The sequence below is a fragment of the Geodermatophilus sp. SYSU D00079 genome (assembly GCF_054050635.1).
In genome coordinates this window covers 114,185-138,863 of the sequence record NZ_JBJGZS010000003.1, presented here as the reverse complement: position 1 = coordinate 138,863, position 24,679 = coordinate 114,185, and the positions used below count along the sequence as shown (strand labels likewise).

General features: G+C 76.7%; 21 protein-coding genes. 16 read left to right on the top strand and 5 right to left on the bottom strand.

The features are described from left to right. Positions 1–116 precede the first annotated feature (116 nt). The 6 genes from ACI79E_RS04380 to ACI79E_RS04355 all read left to right on the top strand — a co-directional run bounded on the left by ACI79E_RS04380 (position 117) and on the right by ACI79E_RS04355 (position 9,955). The gene (locus ACI79E_RS04380) at positions 117–1,013 is read left to right on the top strand and encodes a DUF3152 domain-containing protein (RefSeq protein ID WP_456931319.1); all 897 of its coding nucleotides are present in this window, start codon (positions 117–119) and stop codon (positions 1,011–1,013) included. Between the two features lie 182 nt (positions 1,014–1,195). Then, on the top strand, positions 1,196–2,356 hold the full coding sequence (moeZ, locus tag ACI79E_RS04375; RefSeq protein WP_456931318.1) for an adenylyltransferase/sulfurtransferase MoeZ: 1,161 nt from the start codon (positions 1,196–1,198) through the stop codon (positions 2,354–2,356). 134 nt (positions 2,357–2,490) lie between these two features. Further along, positions 2,491–3,075 (top strand): TIGR03086 family metal-binding protein, encoded by a 585-nt coding sequence (locus ACI79E_RS04370; RefSeq protein WP_456931317.1) that lies wholly within the window; start codon positions 2,491–2,493, stop codon positions 3,073–3,075. Positions 3,076–3,095: 20 nt separating this feature from the next. Further along, positions 3,096–3,413, top strand: a complete 318-nt coding sequence (locus ACI79E_RS04365; protein ID WP_456931316.1) for an MGMT family protein — start codon at positions 3,096–3,098, stop codon at positions 3,411–3,413. Positions 3,414–3,470: 57 nt separating this feature from the next. Further along, complete coding sequence (locus ACI79E_RS04360; RefSeq protein ID WP_456931315.1) at positions 3,471–6,653, top strand: ATP-dependent helicase; 3,183 nt, start codon at positions 3,471–3,473, stop codon at positions 6,651–6,653. Next, positions 6,650–9,955: an ATP-dependent helicase gene (locus tag ACI79E_RS04355; protein WP_456931314.1), complete on the top strand. Its 3,306-nt coding sequence runs from the start codon at positions 6,650–6,652 to the stop codon at positions 9,953–9,955. Before ACI79E_RS04360 ends, ACI79E_RS04355 begins: the two co-directional genes overlap by 4 nt. 2 nt (positions 9,956–9,957) lie before the next feature. Here the strand turns inward: ACI79E_RS04355 and ACI79E_RS04350 are convergent, their stop codons facing one another. Further along, positions 9,958–10,794 carry an alpha/beta fold hydrolase gene (locus ACI79E_RS04350; RefSeq protein WP_456931313.1) on the bottom strand — a complete coding sequence of 279 codons (837 nt, stop codon included), beginning with the start codon at positions 10,792–10,794 and terminating at the stop codon, positions 9,958–9,960. A gap of 55 nt (positions 10,795–10,849) precedes the next feature. Here ACI79E_RS04350 and ACI79E_RS04345 point away from each other — a divergent pair, with 55 nt between their 5' ends. From ACI79E_RS04345 to nudC, 6 genes are all read left to right on the top strand, one after another. Next, on the top strand, positions 10,850–12,307 hold the full coding sequence (locus ACI79E_RS04345; RefSeq protein WP_456931312.1) for a M20/M25/M40 family metallo-hydrolase: 1,458 nt from the start codon (positions 10,850–10,852) through the stop codon (positions 12,305–12,307). Between the two features lie 9 nt (positions 12,308–12,316). Next, positions 12,317–13,219, top strand: coding sequence for a DUF2510 domain-containing protein (locus tag ACI79E_RS04340; RefSeq protein ID WP_456931311.1), 903 nt, complete (start codon positions 12,317–12,319; stop codon positions 13,217–13,219). 77 nt (positions 13,220–13,296) lie between these two features. Further along, entirely contained in the window at positions 13,297–13,893 is a 597-nt protein-coding gene (locus ACI79E_RS04335; RefSeq protein ID WP_456931310.1) for a hypothetical protein, read from the top strand. A gap of 142 nt (positions 13,894–14,035) precedes the next feature. Beyond that, on the top strand, positions 14,036–15,346 hold the full coding sequence (locus ACI79E_RS04330) for a M16 family metallopeptidase (RefSeq protein ID WP_456931309.1): 1,311 nt from the start codon (positions 14,036–14,038) through the stop codon (positions 15,344–15,346). Continuing rightward, positions 15,343–16,722: a M16 family metallopeptidase gene (locus ACI79E_RS04325; RefSeq protein WP_456931308.1), complete on the top strand. Its 1,380-nt coding sequence runs from the start codon at positions 15,343–15,345 to the stop codon at positions 16,720–16,722. Before ACI79E_RS04330 ends, ACI79E_RS04325 begins: the two co-directional genes overlap by 4 nt. Before the next feature lie 61 nt (positions 16,723–16,783). Next, a complete protein-coding gene (gene nudC, locus ACI79E_RS04320) occupies positions 16,784–17,782 on the top strand; it encodes an NAD(+) diphosphatase (protein ID WP_456931307.1) in 999 nt (332 codons plus the stop codon). Here the strand turns inward: nudC and ACI79E_RS04315 are convergent. The 3 genes from ACI79E_RS04315 to ACI79E_RS04305 form a co-directional block, all read right to left on the bottom strand. After that, positions 17,775–18,323, bottom strand: coding sequence for a uridine kinase (locus ACI79E_RS04315; protein WP_456931306.1), 549 nt, complete (start codon positions 18,321–18,323; stop codon positions 17,775–17,777). The genes nudC and ACI79E_RS04315 overlap by 8 nt on opposite strands. 101 nt (positions 18,324–18,424) lie before the next feature. Next, positions 18,425–18,982: an ANTAR domain-containing protein gene (locus ACI79E_RS04310; protein WP_456931305.1), complete on the bottom strand. Its 558-nt coding sequence runs from the start codon at positions 18,980–18,982 to the stop codon at positions 18,425–18,427. Between the two features lie 122 nt (positions 18,983–19,104). Continuing rightward, positions 19,105–19,368, bottom strand: coding sequence for a mycoredoxin (locus tag ACI79E_RS04305; RefSeq protein WP_456931304.1), 264 nt, complete (start codon positions 19,366–19,368; stop codon positions 19,105–19,107). Between the two features lie 158 nt (positions 19,369–19,526). On the opposite strand from ACI79E_RS04305, the gene ACI79E_RS04300 reads away from it, so the two are divergent. From ACI79E_RS04300 to ACI79E_RS04285, 4 genes are all read left to right on the top strand, one after another. Next, positions 19,527–21,545, top strand: a complete 2,019-nt coding sequence (locus tag ACI79E_RS04300; RefSeq protein ID WP_456931303.1) for an ATP-dependent helicase — start codon at positions 19,527–19,529, stop codon at positions 21,543–21,545. Between the two features lie 184 nt (positions 21,546–21,729). Further along, positions 21,730–22,080 carry a hypothetical protein gene (locus tag ACI79E_RS04295; protein ID WP_456931302.1) on the top strand — a complete coding sequence of 117 codons (351 nt, stop codon included), beginning with the start codon at positions 21,730–21,732 and terminating at the stop codon, positions 22,078–22,080. Between the two features lie 242 nt (positions 22,081–22,322). Then, positions 22,323–22,559 (top strand): WhiB family transcriptional regulator, encoded by a 237-nt coding sequence (locus ACI79E_RS04290; protein ID WP_456931301.1) that lies wholly within the window; start codon positions 22,323–22,325, stop codon positions 22,557–22,559. Positions 22,560–22,642: 83 nt separating this feature from the next. Beyond that, the gene (locus ACI79E_RS04285) at positions 22,643–22,807 is read left to right on the top strand and encodes a hypothetical protein (protein WP_456923783.1); all 165 of its coding nucleotides are present in this window, start codon (positions 22,643–22,645) and stop codon (positions 22,805–22,807) included. Positions 22,808–23,135: 328 nt separating this feature from the next. Here ACI79E_RS04285 and ACI79E_RS04280 read toward each other — a convergent pair whose 3' ends face one another. Continuing rightward, the gene (locus tag ACI79E_RS04280; protein ID WP_456931300.1) at positions 23,136–24,458 is read right to left on the bottom strand and encodes an ABC1 kinase family protein; all 1,323 of its coding nucleotides are present in this window, start codon (positions 24,456–24,458) and stop codon (positions 23,136–23,138) included. Positions 24,459–24,679: the final 221 nt, after the last annotated feature.

Sequence of the window (24,679 nt, the reverse complement as noted above, 5' to 3'; positions counted from 1 at the left end):
ACGTCGACGGCACGCGCCGCGGGCTGCCCCCCGTACCCCCCGGTGCTCCCCGGCCCGATCCGGTCGCCGTGCGCGGCCAGGCCCCGCGCCCGTCCCGCCGCCGCGAGGACGTCCGGGTGCCCGCCGACGGCCCCGTCGCGCGCCCGTCCGTGCCGCCCCGCCGCGAGCCGCCGCGCGCCCGGCCCCCCGCGCGCCGTCCGGCCGGTCGGGTGCGCCGCTTCGTGTCCCGCTGGGGCTGGCGCGCCTACGCCATCCCGATCCTGACCGTCGCCACCGTGCTCACCCTCGTCGACCTCGTGCTCGGCAGCGGGACGACGACGGCCCGCACCGACGCCGGCACCGCGGCCGCGGAGCAGCCGGCCACCACCGCCCCCACGCCGACCACCGACCCCGCGCCCGCGGAGCCGTCGGCGCCCGCCCAGGGGGACGCCGGCCCGGCCGAGACCGTCGCCCCGGCACCCGACCAGGCCGGCTTCGTCCAGCAGGGCGCTGGCACGGTGACCGTCGTCGACGGCGCCTCGCAGGTGTACGGCACCGGGCCCCTGCAGCGGTTCGTCGTCGAGGTGGAGGACGGCATCGGCGTCGACGGCGCCGCCTTCGCCGCCGCGGTCGAGGGCACGCTCGGTGACCCGCGGTCGTGGGGGAGCGGCGGGCGGATGTCGTTCCAGCGGGTCGGGGCCGCCGAGGCCACCTCCGGTGCCTACGACTTCAAGGTGACGCTGATCAGCCCCGGGAACATGGAGACCTACTGCCCGGGGGTCGGCACCGGCGGCTACACCTCCTGCCGCTACGGCGACCGGGCGGTCATCAACCTGGCCCGCTGGGAGACCGCCGTCCCCGACTACCAGGGCGACGTCGCCACCTACCGGCTCTACGTGATCAACCACGAGGTCGGCCACGCCCTCGGCAACGGGCACCAGCAGTGCCCCGGGCCCGGCCGGCCGGCGCCGGTCATGCAGCAGCAGACCCTCGGCCTCGAGGGCTGCACCAAGAACCCCTGGCCGTACCCGTAGCCGGCCTCGGCCGGTACCGCGGCCCCGTGCCGTGCCCTGCTGCGTCCGAGCCCTCCCCGGGGCACTCCGGGCCTGCTCCTCGACCGCACCCTCCGGGTGGGATTAGGAGGGCGTGTCAGGCTGTTGTCCCGACGAACGCCGGCCCCGCGCGGGTCGTTGTCGAGTGACTGAGGAGCAAACCCGTGTCCCTGCCACCCCTGGTGGAGCCTGCGGCCGACCTGTCGATCGACGAGGTCCGCCGGTACAGCCGGCACCTGATCATCCCGGACGTCGGGATGGACGGGCAGAAGCGGCTGAAGAACGCCAAGGTGCTGGCGGTCGGCGCCGGTGGCCTCGGCTCGCCCGTGCTGATGTACCTGGCCGCGGCCGGTGTCGGCACCCTGGGCATCGTCGAGTTCGACGTCGTCGACGAGTCCAACCTGCAGCGGCAGATCATCCACGGCCAGTCCGACGTGGGCCGCTCCAAGGCCGAGAGCGCGCGCGACTCGATCAAGGAGATCAACCCGCTGATCGACGTCCGGCTGCACGAGACGCGGCTGGACAGCGACAACGTGATGGAGATCTTCAGCCAGTACGACCTCATCGTCGACGGCACCGACAACTTCGCCACGCGCTACCTGGTCAACGACGCCTGCGTGCTGCTGGACAAGCCGTACGTGTGGGGCTCGATCTACCGCTTCGACGGCCAGGTCTCGGTCTTCTGGAACGAGCACGGCCCGAACTACCGCGACCTCTACCCGGTGCCGCCGCCGCCCGGCATGGTCCCCAGCTGCGCCGAGGGCGGCGTGCTCGGCGTCCTGTGCGCGACGATCGGCGCGATCCAGGCCACCGAGGCGGTCAAGCTGATCACCGGCATCGGCGAGACGCTGCTCGGCCGGCTGATGGTCTACGACGCCCTGGAGATGACCTTCCGCACCATCAAGGTGCGCAAGGACCCCGAGGCCGAGCCGATCACCGGGCTCATCGACTACGAGACCTTCTGCGGTGTCGTGTCGGTGGAGGCCCAGGAGGCCGCCGCGGGCTCGACGATCACCGTCGACGAGCTCAAGGACATGATGGACGCCGGCAAGGACTTCGAGCTGATCGACGTCCGCGAGCCCAACGAGTACGAGATCGTCTCGATCCCCGGCGCGAAGCTGATCCCCAAGGACGAGATCCTCTCCGGCCGGGCCCTGTCCCAGCTGCCGCAGGACAAGCCGATCGTGCTGCACTGCAAGACCGGTGTCCGCTCGGCCGAGGTGCTCGCCGCCATCAAGAACGCCGGGTTCTCCGACGCCGTCCACGTCCAGGGTGGCGTGACGGCGTGGGCCACCCGCATCGACAAGGCGCTGCCCACCTACTAGGAGGACCTCGTCCCTCCCCACGACACGCTCCGCGCGCCGCGGGGCCCGGGGACGAGGCCGTTCCAGTCGGTCACGAGGGCCCGGATCGCTCCCCGCGGGGGGCGGCCCGGGCCCTCGTGGCGTCTACTGACGACGTGTCCGAATTCTCTCCCGCCGAACTGCTCGAGCTGTTCCAGCGGGCGCAGGCATCGTTCACCGACCGGGTCGACGCGGTGAAGCCCGACCAGTGGGAGGACCCCGCGCTGCCGGGGTGGACGGTCGCCGACCTCGTGGCCCACCTGGTCGACGAGGCGCTGTGGGCGCCACCGCTGCTGGCCGGGGAGCCCGCCGACCTGGTCGACGGGCGGTTCCCCGAGGCCACCGAGGACCTGCTCGGCGACGACCCGCTCACCGGCTGGGAGAGCGCCGCCGACGCCGCCCTCGCCGCGTTCGCGGAGGACCACGCGCTGCTGCGCACGGTGCACCTGGCCCGCGGGCCCCTGCTCGCCGCGCACTACATCGAGGAGATGACCGCCGACCTGACGGTGCACTCCTGGGACCTCGCCCGCGCCACCGGCGGGGACACCGAGCTGGACATGGTGCTGGTCACCGCCGGGCTCGTGGTCGCCGACCGGCTGCCGGAGGACGGCGTCCCCGGGCTGATCGACCCGCCGCTGGACGTGCCGGCCACCGCCGACCCCCAGACCCGGCTCCTGGCCAGGTACGGCCGGCGCGGCTGAGCCGCACAGCGGGCCCGGCCGTGCGACCCGAGGCGCCCGGAGGACCGGCCTCCGCGTCCACCTCCGACGTCGACGAGGCGGTGTTCGACGCCGTCGAGGCGATCCCGCCGGGGCGGGTGAGCACCTACGGCGCGATCGGCCGGCTGGTCGGCGTCGGGCCCCGGCGGGTCGCGCGGGCCCTCTCCCAGGGCGGGGCCGCCGTCCCCTGGCACCGGGTGGTCCGCGCCGACGGCACCGCCGCCGAGCCCGTGCGGGTGCGGCAGCTGGAGCTGCTGGCCACCGAGGGGGTGCCCGTGCGGGACGGCCGGGTCGACCTCCGCGCCGTCGGCTGGCCGTGAGGCCCCAGCCGCACCACCGGTCCCGGTGCTGTCGGGATGACGTGGTGTCATCGAGGGGTGGCACAGCGGGGGGCGGAGGGGACGCCGGTCTACCGGCTCGTCCAGGGTGGGCCGGCGCCGGTGGCGCGGCCCCGGCTGGACCCGACGCAGCAGGCCGTGGTCGACCACCCCGGCGGGCCGCTGCTGGTGCTCGCCGGCCCCGGCACCGGCAAGACCACCACGATCGTCGAGGCCGTCGCCGCCCGGATCGACCGCGGCATCGACCCCGAGCAGATCCTCGTCCTGACCTTCAGCCGCAAGGCCGCTGCCGAGCTGCGCACCCGGATCACCAGCCGGGTGGCGCGCACCATCCGCGAGCCGCTGGCCCGCACCTTCCACTCCTACGCCTACGGCGTCCTCCGCCGTGCCGCGCTGCTGCGCGGCGAGCCGCCGCCCCGGCTGCTCACCGCCGCCGAGCAGGACGCCGTCGTGGCGCAGTTGCTGCGCGGTGACGTGGAGGAGGAGGGGGCGGTGCGCTGGCCGGAGACGCTCAGGCCGGCGCTGTCGACCGCCGGCTTCCGCACCGAGCTGCGCGACCTGCTGCTGCGCGCCACCGAGCGCGGGGTCGGCCCCGACCAGCTGGCCGCCTGGGGGCGCGAGCTCGGTCACGAGGCGTGGGTGCACGCCGCGGCCTTCCAGGCCCAGTACGAGGCGGTCACCGCCTTCGCCACCGCCGGGCGGGGTGACGCCTCCGGGTACGACCCCGCCGAGCTGGTCCGGGAGGCGATCGCGGAGCTCGCCTCGGACCCCGAGCTGCTGCGGCAGGAGCGCGAGCGGGCCCGCTGGCTGTTCGTCGACGAGTACCAGGACACCGACCCCGCCCAGGTGGAGCTGCTGGACCTGCTCGCCGGCGGCGGCGGGGACCTCGTCGCCGTCGGCGACCCCGACCAGGCGATCTACGCCTTCCGCGGTGCCGAGCCGCGGGGCATCGTCGAGTTCCCCGACCGCTTCCGGCACGCCGACGGCCGCCGCGCCGACCGGCTGTCCCTCGGGGTGAGCCGCCGGTCGGGGGCCGAGCTGCTGCGGATCAGCCGCCGCGTCGCCGAGGGCCTGCCCGGACCGTGGGAGCACCGCCGCCTCCAGCCGGTGGAGGGCGCTGACGAGGGCACCGCGGAGGTGCACGTCTTCGGGTCGGCCGCCGTGGAGGCCGCCTACGTCGCCGACGTGCTGCGCCGCGCGCACCTGCTGGACGGTGTGCCGTGGTCGCAGATGGCCGTCGTCGTCCGGACGGCGACCGCGCTCGGGCCGCTGCGCCGGGCGCTGACCTCCGCGGGGGTCCCGTCGGCCGTCTCCGCCGACGAGCTGCCGCTGGCCGCCCAGCCGGCGGTGGCCCCGTTCCTCTCCGTCCTCGAGGCCCTGCTGCCCGGCGGCGAGGGCGCGCCGGCCGGGCTGGACGAGCCGGCCGCCGAGGCGCTGCTGACCTCCCCGCTGGGTGGCGCCACCGTCCTCGACCTGCGCCGGCTGCGGCGGGCGGTCCGCATCGCCCTGGCCCAGCAGGGGATCGACGCCGCCGAGCGCGGTGCCCCCCTCGCGACCGCCGTCCTCGACGAGCTGCTGCTGGAGACGCTGCCCGAGCACGTCGCCCGGCCGGCCCGCCGGGTCGCCGCCGTCCTGGCCGCCGGCCGGGTCGCGCTGGCCGCCGACGGCACGGCCGAGGACGTGCTGTGGGCGATGTGGCAGCGCAGCGGGCTGGCCGGGCGGTGGGCGCGGGCCAGCGCCGCCGGCGGGGCCGCCGGCGCGGTGGCCGACCGCGACCTCGACGCGGTGGTGGCCCTCTTCGACGCCGCCGCGGGCTTCGTCGACCGGCTGCCGTCGGCCGACGTCCGGGCCTTCGTCGACCACCTCGCCGCCCAGGAGCTGCCCGGGGACACCGGGGCCGCCCGCGCGGCCACCGACGAGACCGTCCGCCTGCTCACCGCCCACGCGTCCAAGGGCCTGGAGTGGGACGTCGTCTGCGTGGCCGGTGTGCAGGAGGGTGTGTGGCCGGACCTGCGCGAGCGCGGCTCCCTGCTCGGCACGGAGGCCCTCGTCGAGCGGGTGGCCGGCATCGACGCGGCCGCCGTCGACCGGCGCACCCTCGTCCTGGCCGAGGAGCGGCGGCTGTTCTACGTGGCCTGCACCCGGGCGCGGCGCCGCCTGGTGGTCACCGCGGTGCAGGGGGCGGTCGACGGCGCCGACGCCGGCGCGACGGCGTCCCGGTTCCTCGACCTGGTCGTGCCCTCGCCGGAGGACGGCCGGCCGCTCACCGACCTGCCCCGCTCGCTCACCCTCCCGGCGCTCGTCGCCGACCTGCGCCGCGCGGTCGCCGACCCCCACACCCCGCCCGGCCGGCGGTCGGCCGCCGCGGCGGTGCTGCGCCGGCTCGCCGAGGAGGGCGTGCCCGGGGCCGCCCCGGCGCACTGGTGGGGCCTGGCCCCGCTGTCCGACGACGCCCCGCTGGTCCCGCCGGAGGACCCGGTGCGGGTGCGGCCCTCGGCCATCGAGACCTTCCAGCGCTGCCCGCTGCGCTGGGTGCTCGGCGCGGTCGGCGCGGAGGCCTTCCCCGACGCCACCCGCACCGTCGGCTCGGCGGTGCACACCGTCGCCCAGCGCGTCGCCGAGGGCCTGCCCCCCGCGGAGGCCCCCGGCGCGCTGGCCGCCGAGCTCGACCGGCTCGACCTCGGGCCCGGCTGGTCCGACCAGCGCCAGCGGGCCTCCGCCCAGCAGATGCTCGAGCGGTTCCTCCGCTGGCACGCGGCCAACCGCCGCGAGCTCGTGGCCGCGGAGGAGGACTTCGACGTCGTCGTCGGCCGGGCCCGCCTGCGCGGTCAGGTGGACCGGCTGGAGCGCGACGCCGAGGGCCGGCTGGTGGTCGTCGACCTCAAGACCGGGAAGACCGCGGCGAGGAACGTCGAGGAGCACGGCCAGCTGGCCGCCTACCAGGTCGCCGTCGCCGCCGGCGCGTTCGCCGACCACGGCACCGTCCCCGGCGGGGCCGCGCTGCTGCAGGTGGGCACCGGCGCCAAGGCCAAGGAGCAGCACCAGGAGCCGCTGCCCTCCGACGTCCCCCTGCCGCAGACCCCGGCCGGTGAGCTGATCGCCGCGGTGGGGGACGGGATGGGCGCCGGCGCCTTCGAGGTGCGCACCGGCACCCACTGCCAGCGCTGCCCGGCGCGCCGCAGCTGCCCGCTGCACGAGCGCGGCCGGCAGGTGACCGCGTGAGTGACCAGCTGAGCCTCGACGACCTGTTCGGCGAGGAGGCCTCCGCCGCGCCCGCCCCCCGGCGGCTGCTGACCCCGGCCGAGGTCGCCGCCCGCTGCGGGCTGTCCTACGCGCCGTCGGAGGAGCAGGCCCGGGTCGTCGCCGCCCCGGCCGACCGGCCGCTGGTCGTCGTCGCCGGCGCCGGCTCCGGCAAGACCGAGACCATGGCCGCCCGCGTCTCCTGGCTGGTGGCCAACCGGGTCGTGGAGCCCGAGGCCGTGCTCGGGCTGACCTTCACCCGCAAGGCGGCCAGCGAGCTGGACGAGCGCATCCGGCTGCGGCTGGGCGCCCTGGCCCGGCACCCGGAGACCGAGCCGGAGCTGCGGGCACGGCTGGAGATCGCCCAGCCCACGGTCTCCACCTACCACGGGTACGCCGCCTCGCTGGTCGCCGAGCACGGCCTGCGCATCGGCGTCGAGCCCGGCGCCGGCGTGCTCGGCCCGGCGATGTGCTGGGGGCAGGCCGCGCAGGTGGTGTCCGCCTACACCGGCGACATGGACGACGTCCCGCTGTCCTTGCTCACCACCGTCGAGGACGTCCTCGCCCTGGCCGCGGAGATGGGCGAGCACGACGTCACCCCCGCCGCACTGCGCGCCTGGACCGCCCGGCTGGAGGCGCAGGTCGCCGCCTACCCCGACGCGCCCCGCAAGAAGGGGCCCTACGCCCCGGTCCTCGAGCTGCTGGCCCGCCAGCGGGCCCGCGTGGCGCTGCTGCCGCTGGTCGAGGCGTTCGAGGCGCGCAAGCGGGCGATGGGGTCCATCGACTACGCCGACCAGGTGGCCTCCGCCGCCCGGATCGCGGTGACCGCGCCCGAGGTCGGACGGCGCGAGCGGGCGCGGTGGCGGGTGGTGCTGCTCGACGAGTACCAGGACACCAGCGTCGGGCAGCTGCGGATGCTGGAGGCGCTGTTCGGCCGAACCACCGGCCACCCGGTGTTGGCCGTCGGCGACCCGCGGCAGTCGATCTACGGCTGGCGCGGTGCGTCGGCCGGCACCATCGAGCGGTTCGCCCGCACCTTCCCCGGCCTCCCCGACCGCCGCGCCGAGCGGCTGACCCTGGCGACCAGCTGGCGCAACGACGAGGCCGTGCTCGCCGTCGCCAACGCGGTCGCGGCGATGCTGCCCCCGCCCGACGTGCCGCTGCCCGACCTCGCGCCGGCCCCCACCGCGGGCCGCGGCGCGGTCACCGTCGGCCTGTACTCGACCGTGGCCGAGGAGACCGCCGCGCTGGCCGACCGGCTGGCCGCCTGCTGGCACGGCACCGATCCGGTCGTCGCCCGTCGTCCCGACGGCCGGCCGCCCACCGTCGCCGTCCTGGCGCGCACCCGCAAGCAGCTGCCCGGCATCGCCGCCGCGCTGCGCGAGCGGGGCCTGCCGGTGGAGGTCGTGGGCCTCGGCGGCCTGCTGGAGGTGCCCGAGGTCTCCGACGTGGTCGCCACGCTGACCGTGCTCGTCGACCCGACCGCCGGCGACGCCCTGGGTCGGTTGCTCACCGGCGCCCGCTGGCGGATCGGGCCCCGCGACCTCGCCGCCCTGGAGGCCCGCGCCCGGGCGCTGGTGCACTCCCGCCGCCCGGCACGCGAGGAGGAGGGCGCGGCCGAGGCGCCGCAGGAGCGCGGCAGCATCGTGGAGGCCCTGGACGACCTCGGCGACGCCGAGGCGTACTCGGCCGAGGGGTACCGCCGGCTGCGGCGGCTCGGCGCCGAACTGGCCGCGCTGCGCACCCGGCTGGGCGAGTCGCTGCCGGACCTGGTCGACGAGGTGGCCCGCACGCTCGGCCTGGAGATGGAGCTGGCCAGCGCGCCCGACGTCAGCCCGGCCGGCGCCCGCGCCCACCTGGACGCCCTGCACGGCGTGGCCGCGCAGTTCACCGAGCTCGCGGAGCTGCCGTCGCTGCCGGCCTTCCTCGGCTACCTGCGCGACGCCGAGGAGCGCGAGCGCGGCCTGGAGCCGGGGGAGGTGGCGGTCAACCCCGAGGCGGTGCAGCTGCTCACCGGCCACTCGGCCAAGGGTCTGGAGTGGGACGTCGTGGCCGTGCCCGGCATGACCGTCGACCAGTTCCCGGCCAAGCCCGGTGCCAGCGACTCGTGGATCAAGGACCCCGGCGCGGTCCCGGTCGACCTGCGCACCGTCGACCGGGAGGAGCTGCCCCGGCTGCGGCTGCCGGTGCCCGGCTCCGGCGACCAGGCGGTGGTCAAGCAGGCCCTCGAGGAGTACGTCGAGGACTGGAAGGCGTTCGGCACCGGGGAGGAGGTCCGGCTGGGCTACGTCGCGGTCACCCGCGCCCGGCACCTGCTGCTGTGCTCGGGCAGCTGGTGGCGCGACGGGGTGAACCCCTGCGGGCCGTCGTCCCTGCTGCACGCGGTGCGCGAGGCCTGCGAGGCCGGGGCCGGCACCGTGCTCACCTGGGCGCCGGCACCGGAGGACGGCGCGGAGAACCCGGCGCTCGCGGAGTGGCCGGTGGGCGTCTGGCCGGCCGACCCGCTCTCACCCGGACGCCGGCGGGCGCTCACCGCGGCCGCGGAGCTCGTGGCCGGGTCCGCGGCCCACCCCCTGGAGCCGGACCTCCGGCTGGGCGAGGCCGACCCGGTGGTCGACCAGTGGGTGCGCGACGCCGACCTGCTGCTGCGCGAGCGGGCGGCGGCGGCCCGGCCGACCGTCGAGATCCCGCTCCCGTCCCACCTGTCGGTCTCCGCCCTGGTCACGCTGCGCCGCGACCCGGGCGAGCTGGCCCGCCGGCTGCGCCGGCCGATGCCGGCGGCACCCGCGCCGCTGGCCCGGCGCGGCACCGCCTTCCACGCGTGGCTGGAGGAGCGCTTCGGGGCCGCGCGGCTGCTCGACCTCGACGAGCTGCCCGGCTCCGGCGACGAGTCCGCCCTCCCCGACAGCGCCCTGGCCGACCTGCAGGACGCCTTCCTCGCCAGCGAGTGGGCCGACCGCCAGCCGGTCGAGGTGGAGGTGCCGTTCGAGACGCCGCTGGGGCCGCTGACCCTGCGCGGGCGGATCGACGCGGTGTTCGCCGACGACGCGGGTGGCTACGAGGTCGTCGACTGGAAGACCGGGCCGCCGCCGACCGGCGCCGAGCTGGCCGCGGCCGGCGTGCAGCTGGCCGCCTACCGGCTCGGCTGGTCACGGCTGACCGGCGTCCCCGTGGAGCGGGTGAGCGCGGGGTTCCACCACGTCTCCGCCGGGGTGACGGTGCGCCCGGTCGACCTGCTCGACGAGGCCGGCCTGCTGGCCCTGGTCACCGGCACCGCCCGCTAGCGTCAGCCCGACGCGACCCGGTCGATGATCGCGGCGGCCAGCGGGTCCGGGGCCTGCTCGGGGATCCAGTGGCTGACCCCGGTCAGCTCGACGAAGCGGAAGTCGCCGCGCACGCACTCCGCGCAGCCGTCGGCGGCGGGCCGGCCGACGGCCACGTCGCCGTCGCTCCACACGTAGGTGGTGGGCACCTCGACCGGGTCCACCGGCGTGCTCGAGCTCATCGCCCGGTACCAGTTGAGGGCGGCGGTCAGGGCCCCCGGCGCGGAGAGCACCGCGACGTACTCGTCGACCGCCTCAGCCGGGACGGCGTCGCCGAACATCCGCCGCAGCCGCCGGGCGTCGTCGGCCAGCAGCACCTCCTCGGCCCTGCCCTCCTGCCAGAACAGCCGGATGTAGGCCGAGCGCTCCTGCTGCTCGGGGTCCGACCGCCAGGCCGCCGTGAACGCCGACGGGTGCGGCACCGACACTGCGGTCAGCGTGCGCACCCGGTCGGGGTGCCACGCGGCCAGCGCCCACGCCACGTTCGCACCCCAGTCGTGGCCCACGACGTCGGCCCGCGGCACGTCCATCGCGGTCATCAGGTCCGCGGTCACCTGCGCCAGGTTCGGCAGCGCGTACGCGCCGACCTCGGCCGGGCGGGCTCCGGGGGAGTACCCCAACTGGTCGACGGCGTAGGTGCGCAGCCCCGCCTCGGCCAGCCGCGGCGTGACCGCCGCCCAGGACGCCGAGGTCTCCGGGAAGCCGTGCAGCAGCAGCACCGGCCGCCCCTCGTCCGGACCGTCGGCCCGCACGTCGAAGGTCAGGTCGCCGACGTCCACCCGCAGCAGCTGTCCCGGCATGCCGCCGACGCTAGCCGGGCACGGGCGCCCCCGCGCCCGGCGCTAGCGTCGGGGCGTGAGCAGCCCTGAACGCGACTTCGTCACCGCGCACCTCGACGACCTGCACGCCGACCTCGACGCCTGGCTGCGCATCCCGTCGATCTCGGCGGACCCGGTGCACGCCGGCGACGTCGCGGCCAGCGCCGAGTGGCTGGCCGAGGCGCTGCGGCGGACCGGCTTCCCGACCGTGGAGATCTGGCCGACACCCGGCGCCCCCGCGGTGTACGCGGAGTGGCCCTCGGCCGACCCGGGCGCCCCGGTGGCGCTGGTCTACGGCCACCACGACGTCCAGCCGGTCGACCCCGTCGAGCTGTGGGAGCACCCACCGTTCGAGCCGACCCGCGTCGAGGGTCCCGACGGGCCCGAGCTGCACGCCCGCGGCGCCATCGACGACAAGGGCAACGTCGCCTTCCACCTGCTCGGCCTGCGCGCCCACCTGGCCGCCACGGGCCGCACCACCCCCGCGGTGACGGTCAAGCTGCTGGTGGAGGGCGAGGAGGAGTCCGGCTCGCCGCACTTCGCCGACCTGCTCCGCGAGCGCGCCGACCGGCTGCGCTGCGACGTCGTCGTGGTCAGCGACACCGGGATGGCTGCCCCCGACGTGCCCAGCGCCGTGGTCGCGATGCGCGGTCTGGCCGACGCCGAGATCACCCTCCGCGGGCCCGCCGTCGACCTGCACTCGGGCTCCTTCGGCGGCGGCGTCCCCAACCCGTTGCACGCCATGGCCAGCCTGCTCGCCGGGCTGCACGACGAGCAGGGCCGGGTGACGCTGCCCGGCTTCTACGAGCGGGTGCGGCCGCTGACCGACCGGGAGCGTGCGCTCATGGCCCGCGTGCCGTTCGACGAGGCCGCCTGGCTGGCCGGGCCCGCGGCGTCCCGCACGGCCAGCGGCGAGGCCGGCTTCAGCACGCTCGAGCGGATCGGCGCCCGGCCCACGGCCGAGGTCAACGGCATGTGGGGCGGCTACACCGGCCCCGGCCACAAGACGATCATCCCGGCCGAGGCGCACGCCAAGCTGACCTTCCGGCTGGTCGCCGACCAGGCACCTGCGGACGTCGGCCCGATGCTGCGCGCCTGGGTCGAGGAGCGCCTCCCCGAGGGCATCGAGGCCGAGGTGCACACCCCGCCCGGGGGCGTCTCCCCGTGCGCCAGCGACCTGGACTCGCCGGCGATGGCCGCGCTGCTCGCCGCGATCGGGCGGGCCTTCGACCGCGACCCCGCCGACGTGCTCTTCACCCGCGAGGGCGGCAGCGGGCCGGAGGCCGACCTGGTCGACGTCCTCGGCGCGCCGCTGCTGTTCCTCGGCGCGGGCCTCCCCACCGACCGCATCCACTCGCCGAACGAGCGGGTCCTGCTGCCGATGCTCTACCGGGGTGCCGAGGCCGCCGCCCACCTGTGGCGCGAGCTCGCGGCGGTGCCCTTCCCGGCCGGTGACCGCCCGTCGCCGTCCGGTGCGGCCGGACGGCGGTCCTAGGCTGGCGCCGTGACGGCAACAGGGCAGGGGAGTGCACCCCCTGGCTGGTACCCCGACCCCGACGGCGCCCCCGGGGTGGTGCGCTGGTGGAACGGCGTCAGCTGGTCCGACGTCACCACCCCCGCCGGCCCGGGCGTGCAGGTGCTGGCCGCACCGGCGCAGCCCGCGGCGCCGTCCTCCGTCCCGCCGTCCGTCGTCGCGCCGTCCGTCGTCCCGCCCGAGGAGCCGCCGCGCGCGGGCGGGCGGCGCACGGGGTGGGTCGTCGGGCTGTCGGTGCTGGGCGTGGTCCTCGTCGTCCTGATCGGGTTCCTGGTGGGCCGGCCCTCCAGCACCGTCGCCGGCGACGAGGGGGCCGCCCCCGGCCCGCCGGCCGCCGCCGGGCCCACCTTCCCGCCCGGCACGGTCCGGATCATCGACGAGGCGGCGGGCATCTCCTACCCCTTCCTCGGGGACGGCTGGTACGAGTACGACCTGGGCATCGTCGTCGAGACCACCGCGGTCGCCGGGCAGTTCTTCACCACGCAGGACGTCACCCCCGACGGCGGCACCTTCATCGCCCAGTGCACCTCCGGCCCGCTCGCGTCCGGCTTCGGCTACGCCGGGCCCGACGGCCTGCAGGGCACCGTCACCCAGGTCGCCGACAGCGTGCGGGCCAACTACTACCCGGCGCCCAACGAGCGGCGCGTCCTGCGGGACGAGGCCCGCACCGTGGACGGCGCGGCGGCCCACCTGATCGAGTTCGACCTCACCTGGGACGTCGCCGGCTACGACGCGACGGGGGAGCGCGCCGCGCTGCTGCTGGTCGACGTCGGTCGCCCGGCACCGGCGCTGCTCTACGTCTCCATCCCCAACACCCACGCCGAGCTGTACGGCGTCATCGACCGGCTGGTCGACGCCGTCGAGGTCCTCTGACCGCTCCAGCGGCACCTGCACCGCCCTTAACGGTGCCTTGACGCGGGCTTGACCACCGCGGCGACAGGGTCTGCGCCATGACACGGACCCTCGCACCCCGCATCCTCTGGACCGCCTCCGCAGCCGCCGCCGTCGGGCTCGGCGTCCTCGCCGTCTCCGCCGTCGACGCGGGCGCCGCGCCTCCCGACGACCGGTCGTCCTCCAGCGCGCCGGCTCCCGCGGCGGCCACCGGCAGCCAGCAGCCGGCGCCGGCGCCCGACGCTCCCGCCCCGTCGGCCGCGGTGCCCGGGCAGCACACCACGGTCGCCGGCACGGTGGTGGCCACCTGCGACACCGGGGCCCTCTCGCTCAGCGGTACGCCGGCCACCGGGTGGTGGCTCGACGACTCCCAGGACCCGGGTCAGGTCGAGTTCGAGAACGGCACCCAGGACCTCGAGGTGACGGTCGCCTGCGCCGCCGACGGGACGCCGCAGTTCTCCGTCGAGGGGCCACGCGCCGACGACTCCGGCCGCGGGCGCGGGCGGGACGACTCCGCGGCCACGCCCGTCCCGTCCGCTCCCACCGGGGCGCCCCGGTACGACGACTCCGCCGGTCGGGTCGGTGGGGGTCACGGGTCCGACGACGGCCCGGGTGACGACTCCCGCGGCCGTGGCCGCGGCGGCGACGACGACTGACCCCCGTTCCCGCCACCCCCGTCCTCCGGTGACTGCCGGGCCCCACCGGGCCCGGCGGTCCGAGGTGGTCGGGACGCCGGCCGGTGCGCCTCGGCGGTCGACCACGCAGCGGCCCGTCGCCCATCCCGGTTAGTGTCGGCACGTGACAGCAGCTGGGGCCGACCTCACCCTCCGGCACCCGGTGGAGCGTTTCCGACTGGAGAACGGGCTGCGGGTCGTGCTCGCACCCGACCGCAGCGTGCCGGTGGTCGCCGTGACCGTCTTCTACGACGTCGGGATGCGCAACGAGCCGCAGGGCCGCACCGGATTCGCCCACCTCTTCGAGCACCTGATGTTCCAGGGTTCGGCCAACGTGCCGAAGATGGAGCACGCCCGCCTCGTGCAGGCGGCCGGGGGGTCCTTCAACGGCTCGACCCACCAGGACTACACCAACTACTACGAGGCGCTGCCCGCCGAGGCGCTGGAACGGGCGCTGTTCCTCGAGGCCGACCGCATGGCGGCACCGGCCATCACCGAGGAGAACCTCCGCAACCAGATCGACGTGGTGAAGGAGGAGATCCGGGTCAACGTGCTCAACCGGCCCTACGGCGCCTTCCCCTGGCTGCAGCTGCCGCAGATCGCCTTCGAGAGCTTCGCCAACACCCACGACGGCTACGGCTCCTTCGTCGACCTGGAGTCCTCGACCGTCGAGGACGCGAGGGACTTCTTCCACCGCTACTACGCGCCGGGCAACGCCGTCCTGTGCCTGGGCGGGGACCTCGACGTCGAGGAGACCGAGCGCCTGGTGCGGCGGTGGTTCGGCCCGATCGAGGCCCGCGAGGTGCCGCCGACGCCCTACACCGGGGAGCCGTCACCGACGACCGTGCGCTCCGGGGTCGTCGAGGACCGCCTGGCCCCCACGCCGGCGGTCGCGATCGGCTGGCGGGTCCCCGACCCCGTCGGTGACCTCGACACCTACCTGGGCACGGTGCTGCTCGCCGAGCTGCTCAGCGAGAGCGACGCCTCGCGGCTGGAGCGCCGGCTGGTGCACGACGACCAGCTGGCCGTGGCGCAGAGCAGCTACGTGGGGATGTTCGGGGACCCGTTCGACGTCCGCGACGCCACCCTGCTCACCACCCAGGTACACCACCCGGCGTCGGTGACGGTGGAGAAGGTGCTCGCGGCGGTGCACGAGGAGATCGGGCGCGTGGCCACCGACGGCGTCGGCGCCGACGAGCTGGCCCGCGTGCAGGCCCGGGCGGAGGCCCAGCTGCTGCGCCAGGCGGACTCCGTGCTCGGCCGCACGCTGGCCTTCGCCTCCGCCGAGCTCATCCACGGCCGCGCCGAGCTGGCCGGGGAGCTCGCCGCCCGGCTGGCGGCGGTCACCCCCGAGCAGCTGCAGACCGCGGCGGCCGGGCTGGACCCCGGCACCGCCGCGGTCCTCGAACTGCGTGCGACGGGAGGACGACGGTGACCGGCGCCCCCGACCTGGGCCTCGTGCCGCCGCTGGGTGAGCCCCGCCCCCAGCCCGAGCTGTCGGTCACGGAGACCACCCTGCCCAACGGGCTGCGGCTGGTCGTCGTCCCGCGGCCCGGCGTCCCGCTGGTCGAGCTGCGGCTTCGGGTCCCGTTCGCCGCCGCGACGGCCCGCACGGCGGCGGCGCACAGCGCCCGGACGTCGGTCCTCGCCGGCGCCGCCCTGCTGGGCACCGCCCAGCACGACGCGGCCGGCATCGCCCAGCTGATGCAGGCCCACGGTGGCGAGCTGTCGGTCTCCAGCGACCCCGACCGGCTGCTGTTCTCCACCACGCTGCTGGCCGAGGGGCTGGCCCCCGTCCTGGGCGTGCTCGCCGAGGTCCTGACCAGCGCCACCTACCCGGCCGACCTGGTCGAGGCCGAGCGCGCCCGCGTCGCCGAGCGCATCTCCATCGCCCGCTCGCAGCCGGGGGTGATCGCCCGCACCGCGCTGGCGGCCCGCCGCTACGGCGCCCACCCCTACGCCGAGCAGCTGCCCACCCCCGAGCTGGTCTCGGCCGTGCGCGGTCCGGCGTTGCGCAAGCTGCACCGTGAGCGCGTGCTGCCGTCGGGCAGCACGCTGGTCCTGGTCGGCGACCTGGACCCCGCCGCGGCGGTCGACGCCGCAGCGACGGCACTGGCCGGCTGGACCGGTGAGGGGACGGCGGTCACCGCGCCGCCGGCGCCCCAGCTGGCGGTCGGCCACCTCGAGGTGGTCGACCGGCCCGGGGCGGTGCAGTCCAACATCCGCCTGGGTGGCCCCGCCCCGCGCCGCACCGACCCGGACCTCGCCGCCGTCCGGCTGGCCAACATGGTCTACGGCGGCTACTTCTCCTCGCGGCTGGTCGAGAACATCCGCGAGCGGCGGGGGTACACCTACAGCCCGCGCAGCTCCGTCGACCACCTGGCCGCGGCCTCCTCGTTCCTGGTGGAGGCCGACGTCGCCACGGAGGTCACCGGGCCGGCGATGCTGGAGATCCTCTACGAGCTGGGCCGGATGGCGCTGACCCCGGTCGATGCCGACGAGCTCGACGGCGCCCGGCGCTACGTGCTGGGCAGCATGGCGCTGTCCACCGCCACCCACACCGGGCTGGCCAGCACCCTCTCGGCGCTGGTCGGCGCCGGCCTGCCCCCGAACTGGCTGGTCGAGCACCAGCGCGCCCTCGCGGAGGTCACCGTCGAGGAGGTGCAGGCCGCCGCCCAGCGGTACCTGCAGCCGGCGGGGCTCACGGCGGTCGTGGTCGGGGACGCCGAGCGGGTGGCCGGCCCGCTGCGGACCCTCGGCCCCGTCGACGTCACCGCCAGTGCCGCGGCGGGCCCGGAGCCGGGCGCGTGACCGGGGCCGCCGGCCCGACGGCGCGGTCCAGGCGATCCACCAGCGGCAGCGAGGAGACCCCGTGAGCGTCCCCGCCGGCGGCAGCACCCCGGCCGACAACCCGGCACCCGGCGACCGGCCCGCGGGCGACCCACCCGCCGACCGCGCCGCCGTCGCGTGGCCGGAGAGCACGCCGTCCCCGGCCGGTCCGCTGCCGGTGCTGTCGCGCTCGGCACACGACCGCAGCCACCTGGCGCGGTCGCTGCCCGACCCGACCGGCGGGCGTCCGGTCCGGGTGCTCGTGGTGGACGAGCGCCGGACGGTGCCGGTCCAGGAGGCGGAGGGCGGCCCCCGGCTGCTCTGGGAGGAGCAGCCCGAGCTGCCCGCCGGCGCGGTCTACCTCGGTGAGGCCGACGGCGTGCCCTACGCCGCGGTGCGGGCGGACCGGCGGCTGACCGTCGGCGGCCGCCCCGTCGACGGCTGGGCCGGCCTGCGCGAGCTCGGCGCCGACCTCGGCGACCTCGACGCCGGCCTGCTGGCCCAGGCCATCGGCATCATCGAGTGGCACGAACGGCACCGCTTCAGCCCGCTGTCCGGGGCGGAGACCACGGTGGAACGGGCCGGCTGGGTCCGGCGCGACCCGCAGACCGGCGCCGAGCTCTTCCCGCGCACCGACCCCGCGGTGATCATGCTCGTCCACGACGGTGGCGACCGGTGCATCCTCGGCCGGCAGGCGGTCTGGCCGCCCGGCCGGTTCTCCATCCTCGCCGGGTTCGTCGAGCCGGGGGAGTCCGCCGAGGGGGCCGTGGCGCGGGAGGTCGCCGAGGAGGTCGGCGTCGCGGTGACCGACATCCGCTACGTGGGCAGCCAGCCGTGGCCCTTCCCGCAGTCGCTGATGCTCGGCTTCACCGCCCGGGTCGAGGGTGACCCCACGCTGCGGCTGGACCCCACCGAGATCGAGGAGGCCCGCTGGTTCACGCGGGACGAGCTGCGGTCGGGCGACGGCCCGCAGGCCCTCCCGCCGGCGGTCTCCATCGCCCGGCACATCATCGACCGGTGGGTCGACGGGGAGCTCAGCTGACGAGGCGCCCCTGCAGCACGAGGGCGGGGTGGTCGGGGGAGTCGGCCAGCACGACCGCGTCGGCCAGGGACACCGGGTCCACCTCGGCGTCGTAGCGGTCGAAGGCCGGCAGCTCCCAGGCCCGCTCGGCCGGGGTGCGCCGCCGCCGGGCGGCCGGGGCGACCCGCAGGTGGACGACGACGTCGAACGCCAGCCCGAGCCCCTGCAGCAGCGACCCCGGGACGAGGAGCACGCCACCGGCCGGCATCGGCCGCGGTCGGGCGCGCGCGGCGCGGTCGCGGGCCACGTCCCACAGCACCGGCAGGTAGGTGCCGGCGCCCCCGGGGCCGATGGGTCCCAGGACCTCGCGGGTGAGCGCGCCCGCGTCCAGCCAGTCGGTGTACCGGGCGTCCGGGTCGGTCCGGCCGTGCTCCAGCCGCAGCGAGGCCGGCCGCAGGAACCCGCCCGCGGGGACGACGACGGCGGGACGGCCCAGGGGCGGCAGCCGGTCCGCGACGGCCTGGGCGAGCTCCTCGGGCGCGGCGACGTCGGGCCCGTCCACGGCGACCCGCAGCGCCGCGGCACCCGGTTCCGGTGCGAGGTCGGCGAGCAGGGCGGCCAGCCGGTCGGCCAGCGCCGCGGGGGTCAGCGGTTCCGGACGGGTCAGGACCGGCCCTCCGGCAGCGGGCCGGCGTCCCCGGGGGTGCGGGACGGCGGTGGTGCGGCTGCGCCGGTGCGCGCCTCCAGCGCGTCCAGCACCCCGCGGGCCAGCTCGGCGACCGGCCGGCCCTGCGCGCGGGCCTCCCCGCGCAGCAGCTCGAAGGCGTGCCGCGGGGTCGTGCCGTTCCGCTCGGCCAGCACGCCGATCGCCCGCTCGGTCGAGACCCGCGCGGCCAGGGCGTGCTCCAGCTGGGAGACGGTGCGCTCGAGGGCGGCCAGGCGGGCGTCGCGGGGGTCGGCGTCGGCGTCGGCGTCCGTCGGGGCGCCTCGGGCGGCCCGCCGCGCGGTGCGGTCGGGCTCGACGAACGCGCCCAGCTCCTCGGCCACGAGGTCGGCGAGCGACATGCCCTCGACGAGGTCAGCGACGTCCTCGGCACGCCCGGGCGCCAGCACCGACCAGCCGCGGCGGGTGCGGACCACGGCGACCGCCGGCTCCTCCACCGGGGGTGCGTCGTCCGGGCGAACGGCCGCGGTGGCAGTGTGCTCGACGCGTGGGCTCACGACGGCGTCCTCCCGCGGGGCGTGGGCCCGGCCGCCGGCCGGGACGTCCAGGGGCCGCGGTCGCGACCCTCAGGACGACGATCATGCCCGGTGGCGCAACGGCACGGGGGGACCACTCGCCGTCAGGCGCTGGTGGCCTCCGCCAGCTGCGACTTCACCTGGGCGATGCTCGGGTTGGTCAGGGCGGTGCCGTCGGCGAAGACGAGGGTCGGGACGGTGCGGTTGCCCCCGTTGGCGTTCATGACGATCTCCGCGGCGGCCGGGTCGCGCTCGATGTCGACCTCGGCGTACTCGATCCCCTCGAGCTGCATCATCTTCTTCAGTCGCACGCAGTAGCCGCACCACGGGGTCGTGTACATGGTCACAGCGGCGGTGGGTGCGCTCATCGAGGGGGTCCTCCTGGTCGATCGGGGCCGTGGCGCGGGGTGTCCGCGCCACCGAAGACCCCAACACCACGCCCCTGGGGATGCTTCCCCGCACCGTCGTCGCCGGCTGGGAGGATGGGGCCGGCCGTCGGGACAGCCGGCCGAGGGGAGGAGTCCGGATGTCGCAGCTCGCCGGGGCGCCCGACGTCGTCCAGGGTGCCGAGGCGGTGCTCGCGCAGCTGGACGACGAGCAGCGCGCGGCCGCGCAGGCGGTGACCGGGCCGGTCTGCATCCTCGCCGGTGCCGGCACCGGCAAGACGCGCACGATCACCCACCGCATCGCCTACGGCGTCCACACCGGTGCCTTCGTGCCCGAGCAGGTCCTGGCGGTGACCTTCACCGCGCGGGCGGCGGGAGAGCTGCGGAGCCGCCTGGCCGGGCTCGGGGTGGGCGGGGTGCAGGCGCGCACGTTCCACGCCGCCGCGATGCGCCAGCTGCGCTACTTCGCCCCGCGGGTGCTCGGGGGGCCGATGCCCGGACTGGTCGAGAACAAGCTGCGGCTGGTCGCCTCCGCGGCCTCCCGTGCCCGGCTGTCCACCGACCGGACCAGCCTGCGTGACCTCGCCAGCGAGATCGAGTGGGCCAAGACCACGCTGGCCACGCCCGACGACTACCCGGCCCGGGCGCAGGCCGCCGGCCGCGAGCCACCGTTCGAGCCGTCCGTCGTCGCGCAGGTGTACGCCGGCTACGAGTCGGCCAAGCAGCGCGACGGCGTCCTCGACTTCGAGGACCTCCTGCTGGTCACCGCCTACGCACTCGAGGAACACCCCGAGGTCGCCCGCGAGGTGCGGGGGCAGTACCGGCACTTCGTCGTCGACGAGTACCAGGACGTCAACCCGCTGCAGCAGCGGTTGCTCGACGCCTGGCTGGGCGGGCGGGCCAGCGTCTGCGTCGTCGGCGACCCCAACCAGACCATCTACTCCTTCACCGGGGCCGACCCCGACTACCTGCTGGGCTTCGCCGACCGCTATCCCGACGCCGAGGTGGTCAAGCTCGAGCGCGACTACCGGTCGACCCCGCAGGTGGTGGCGCTGGCCAACAAGCTGATCGGGCAGGCGCCGCCCCGCAAGGGGCTGCCCGGCCTGCGGCTGCTCGGCCAGCGCGCCGAGGGCCCGGCGCCGCGGTTCTTCGAGCACCCCGACGAGCCCACCGAGGCCGCCGCCGTCGCCCAGGCCTGCCGGGCGTTCATCGAGGCCGGGACGCCGGCGGCCGAGATCGCGGTGCTGTTCCGGATCAACGCCCAGTCGGAGGTCTACGAGAACGCGCTGACCGACGCCGGTGTCCCGTACGTGCTCAAGGGCGGGGAGCGCTTCTTCGAGCGGCCGGAGGTGCGCGAGGCGGTCCTGCTGCTGCGTGGTGCCGCGGCCGGGGGCTCGGAACCCGGGGCGCTGGTGCCCACGGTGCGTGACGTGCTCGCCTCCACCGGGTGGGTCGAGCACCGACCGCCGCCCGGCGGCGCCGCGCGGGACCGGTGGCAGTCCCTCGCCGCGCTGGTCGACCTGGCCGTCGACCTGGTGGCCGAGACCCCCACGCTGGACCTCGCCGGCTTCGTCGCGCACCTGGCGGCCCGGGCCGACGCGCAGCACGCGCCGACCGTGCAGGGGGTCACCCTGGCGTCGATGCACGCGGCCAAGGGGCTGGAGTGGGACGTCGTCTTCGTCGTCGGCCTGGTCGACGGCGTCCTGCCCATCGCGCAGTCGCTCTCCCGGCCCGAGGCGGTGGAGGAGGAGCGCCGGCTGCTGTACGTGGCCGTGACCCGCGCCCGCGAGCACCTGACGCTGTCGTGGTCGCTGGCCCGCAACCCCGGGGGCCGCCGCTCGCGACCGCGCAGCCGCTTCCTCACCGGGCTGGTGCCCGAGTCGGCCCCCACGGCGGCGCCGGCACCGCGCCGGCAGAAGCGCGCCAAGGTGGTGCTCGAGGGGGCGGCGGGGGAGCTGTTCGAGCGGTTGCGGGCCTGGCGCAGCGAGGCGGCGGCGTCCGCGTCGGTGCCCGCCTACGTCGTGTTCACCGATGCGACGCTGCAGGCCATCGCCGAGAGCCGGCCGACCACCCTGCGGGAGCTCGGGGCGCTGCCCGGCATCGGCGCCCGCAAGCTGGAGCTCTACGGCGAGGACGTGCTCGCGACCGTCAGCGCCTGAGCACTCACGGGGTGCTGCGGTCGACGGGTGTCCCGCATCACCGCCACACCGAGGAATTAAATGCGTTGACCGCCTCCGCGGCGGCCCCCTACTGTCCATCTCGCGCTCGGGGTACCGCCCCGGGCCGCACCAAGCCAGGGCCCGGCCGCACGGCCGGACCCCGACCCCGGGAGGAGGGGACACGATGATCAGCACCATGTGGTCCAGCGCCCCCGCCGGGGTCTCCGGCCCGGGCCGCCTCGTCGCGCGTCCGGCCGCCTGCGGCGGCCGGCCCGTCGCCCTGCGCCTGCGCGCCCTGCCGCTGACCGCCGCCGTCGCCACCCGTGTCGTGCAGACCGTGGTGCCCGGCGCTCCGTTCCCCGGCACCCCTGCGTTCGGCATCGCGCCCACCACCGGTGGCTTCGACGCCACCCGTGGGTCCGATGCCACCCGTGTGGCCGACGCCTTCGACGCCACCGGCGTCCGTACGCCGAACACCCAGCACGACGGCACCACCCCCCTCGGGATCCACTCCCCGGGGAGACCGCTGAGCTAGCGCTCGACCGGTCCTCCTCGAGGCCGCGGAACCCGAACCCGGGATCCGCGGCCTCTGTCATCTCCGCGGCACCCGGCCCCGACTCCGGTCGGCGGGCCCCCGCCGGCTGCAGACGACGAGTACGAGGAGGAGCGGCAGTGCAGCAGACGATCGACCGCCCGACGTCCCACCGCCGACCCGGGCTCCCCCGGACCGGCGGTTCCCTCCCCCGACGGCCGGCAGCGCCCGCCGCCCCGGCTCCGGTGCGGCGACCCCTGCCGTGCCGGGACGACCCGGACCTGTGGTTCGCCGAGAGCCCGGCGCAGCTGGAACAGGCCAAGACGCTCTGCGCGGCCTGCCCGGTCCGTGACGCGTGCCTCGCCGGTGCGCTGGACCGCGGCGAGCCGTGGGGGGTGTGGGGCGGGGAGATCTTCGAGCGGGGCGTGGTCATCCCACGCAAGCGCCCCCGCGGACGCCCGCGCAAGGTGGCCGTCGCATGAGCGGCCGGACCGACGACGACCCGACGACGAGAACCCATCGGCCCGCTGAGCGCGGGTCACAGCGAGAGACCCGAGGACCTGCCGTGAACAGCTACGAGTACGACCTGGCCGTCGACCGGCTGCGCGAACTGCGCGCCGAGGCCGACACCGCCGCGCGCGCCCGCCGGCTGCGCGCCGCCCGCCGCTGGGCCCGTCGCGCCGAGTACGCGACGCGGCGCGCCGCGCGGGCCAGCGCCGCCGTCCGCTGACGGCGGCACCCCCGCGGAGGCCGCCCGCCTCCGCCCGACCGCGGCCGGGTCCGGACGCTCCCGGTGCGTCCGGCCCGGCCGCCCCCTGTGCAGACCGCCTGCCCGCGGGCACGCTGGGGGAGTGGACCCCGAGCCCCTGGTGTGCACCGAGTGCGGCCGGACCGGCACCCCGGCCGACGTCGCGACGGGCTGGTCGACGAGCACCCCACCCCGACCGACCGGGACGCCCGGCGCCCGACCGCCAGGACGACCCACGGCCCTGTGTCCCACCTGCGCCCGGCGGCACGTCCGCGACCTCGAGGCGCGGCTGGACCCCTGACGGAGCCCCTCAGCCGGTGAAGCCCGGCAGCCACTCCTCCAGCACCCCGCGGTAGTTCCCCGCGCAGTCGAGCTGGCAGAGCACCCCGATCGAGCCGATCGTCACCCGGTGGATGAGCAGGTAGGCCGGCGGCAGGTTGAGCATCCGGCCCAGCCGGCTGGCCTCGCTGCGCGGATCGGCGATGCGGGCGGCCTGCTCCTGCATCCAGGCGCGCGTGAAGTGGAAGTACGGGCCCTCGATCGGCTCGAGGAGCGGGCGCAGGTAGTCCAGGACGCCCTGCGCGTCGACCTCGACGCCCGGGCGCACGAAGCCCTCGGTCCGGAGATCGGCCAGGACGTCGTCGGCGCGGCCCTCCAGCGCCCAGCGCACCAGCCGGCCGATCGGCTCCGGGTGCCCGTCGGGCAGGCGGGCGGTGGCGCCGAAGTCGATGACGCCGAGCCGGCCGTCGGCGAGCAGCCGGAAGTTGCCGGGGTGCGGATCGGCGTGCAGCAGCCCGGCCCGCTGCGGGCCGGAGAAGTGCAGCACCGCCATGAGGTGCCCCGCGCGGTCGCGTTGCTCCCGGGTGCCGGAGGCGATGACCCGCGACAGCGGCGTGCCCTCGAGCCACTCCGACACGATCACCTTCGGGGCGCTGGCCACCACCCGGGGGACGACGATCTCCGGGTCGTCGACGTAGGCGGCGGCGAAGGCCCGCTGCGCGTCCGCCTCCAGCCCGTAGTCCAGCTCCTCCACGACCCGCGCCTTGAGCTCGGCGATCAGCGGCTTCACGTCCATCCCGGGGAACAGGGCGGCGAACAGCCGGGCGAAGCGGGACAGCTGGTTGAGGTCGGCCATCAGGGCGGTGGCCGCCCCGGGGTACTGGATCTTGACCGCGACGTCGCGGCCGTCCCGCCAGGTCGCCCGGTGCACCTGCCCGATGCTGGCGGCGGCCGCGGGCGCGTCGTCGAAGTGGCGGAAGCGCTCCCGCCACCTGCCCCCGAGCTGCTGGGCGAGCACCGCGTGGACGGTGCGGGCCGCCATCGGCGGCGCCTCCTCCTGCAGCTTCACCAGCGCCTCGCGGTACGGCGCGGCCACCTCCTCCGGGACCGCGGCCTCGAACACCGAGAGGGTCTGGCCGAGCTTCATCGCCCCGCCCTTGAGCTGACCCAGGACGGCGAACAGCTGCTCGGCGGTGCGCTGCTGCAGCTCGGCGGCGACCGCGTCGGCGGGCCGGCCCGACAGTCGCTTGCCGATGCCGAGCGTGGCCCGGCCGGCGGCGCCCAGCGGCAGTGACGCCAGCCGTGCCGTCCGCGCCACCGAGCCCCTGGGCATGCTGCCCTCGGTCTCGCTCACGCGGTCGCCCCCTCGCCGGCCGCCGGCCGCCGGCGCGACGGTGCCGTGCGCCCGCGCTCGTCGCTGGCGCTCCTCGGCCGCGGAACCGGCGGTGCCGTGCGCCCGCGTGACCTCGCACGCTCGGTCACGTGTCCTCCTCGCTGGCGCTCGTCGGCCGCGGTCGCGGCTGCCCCCGGTGTGGGGCCGCAGGCGCACTCTGCCGTCATTGTCCCCCGAGGGGC

Excerpts from the sequence above, each read along its gene's own strand:
- ACI79E_RS04350 (WP_456931313.1), bottom strand. The coding sequence starts at position 10,794 with ATGCCGGGACAGCTGCTGCGGGTGGACGTCGGCGACCTGACCTTCGAC.
- ACI79E_RS04335 (WP_456931310.1), top strand. The coding sequence starts at position 13,297 with ATGACACGGACCCTCGCACCCCGCATCCTCTGGACCGCCTCCGCAGCC.
- ACI79E_RS04305 (WP_456931304.1), bottom strand. The coding sequence starts at position 19,368 with ATGAGCGCACCCACCGCCGCTGTGACCATGTACACGACCCCGTGGTGC.
- ACI79E_RS04300 (WP_456931303.1), top strand. The coding sequence starts at position 19,527 with ATGTCGCAGCTCGCCGGGGCGCCCGACGTCGTCCAGGGTGCCGAGGCG.
- ACI79E_RS04295 (WP_456931302.1), top strand. The coding sequence starts at position 21,730 with ATGATCAGCACCATGTGGTCCAGCGCCCCCGCCGGGGTCTCCGGCCCG.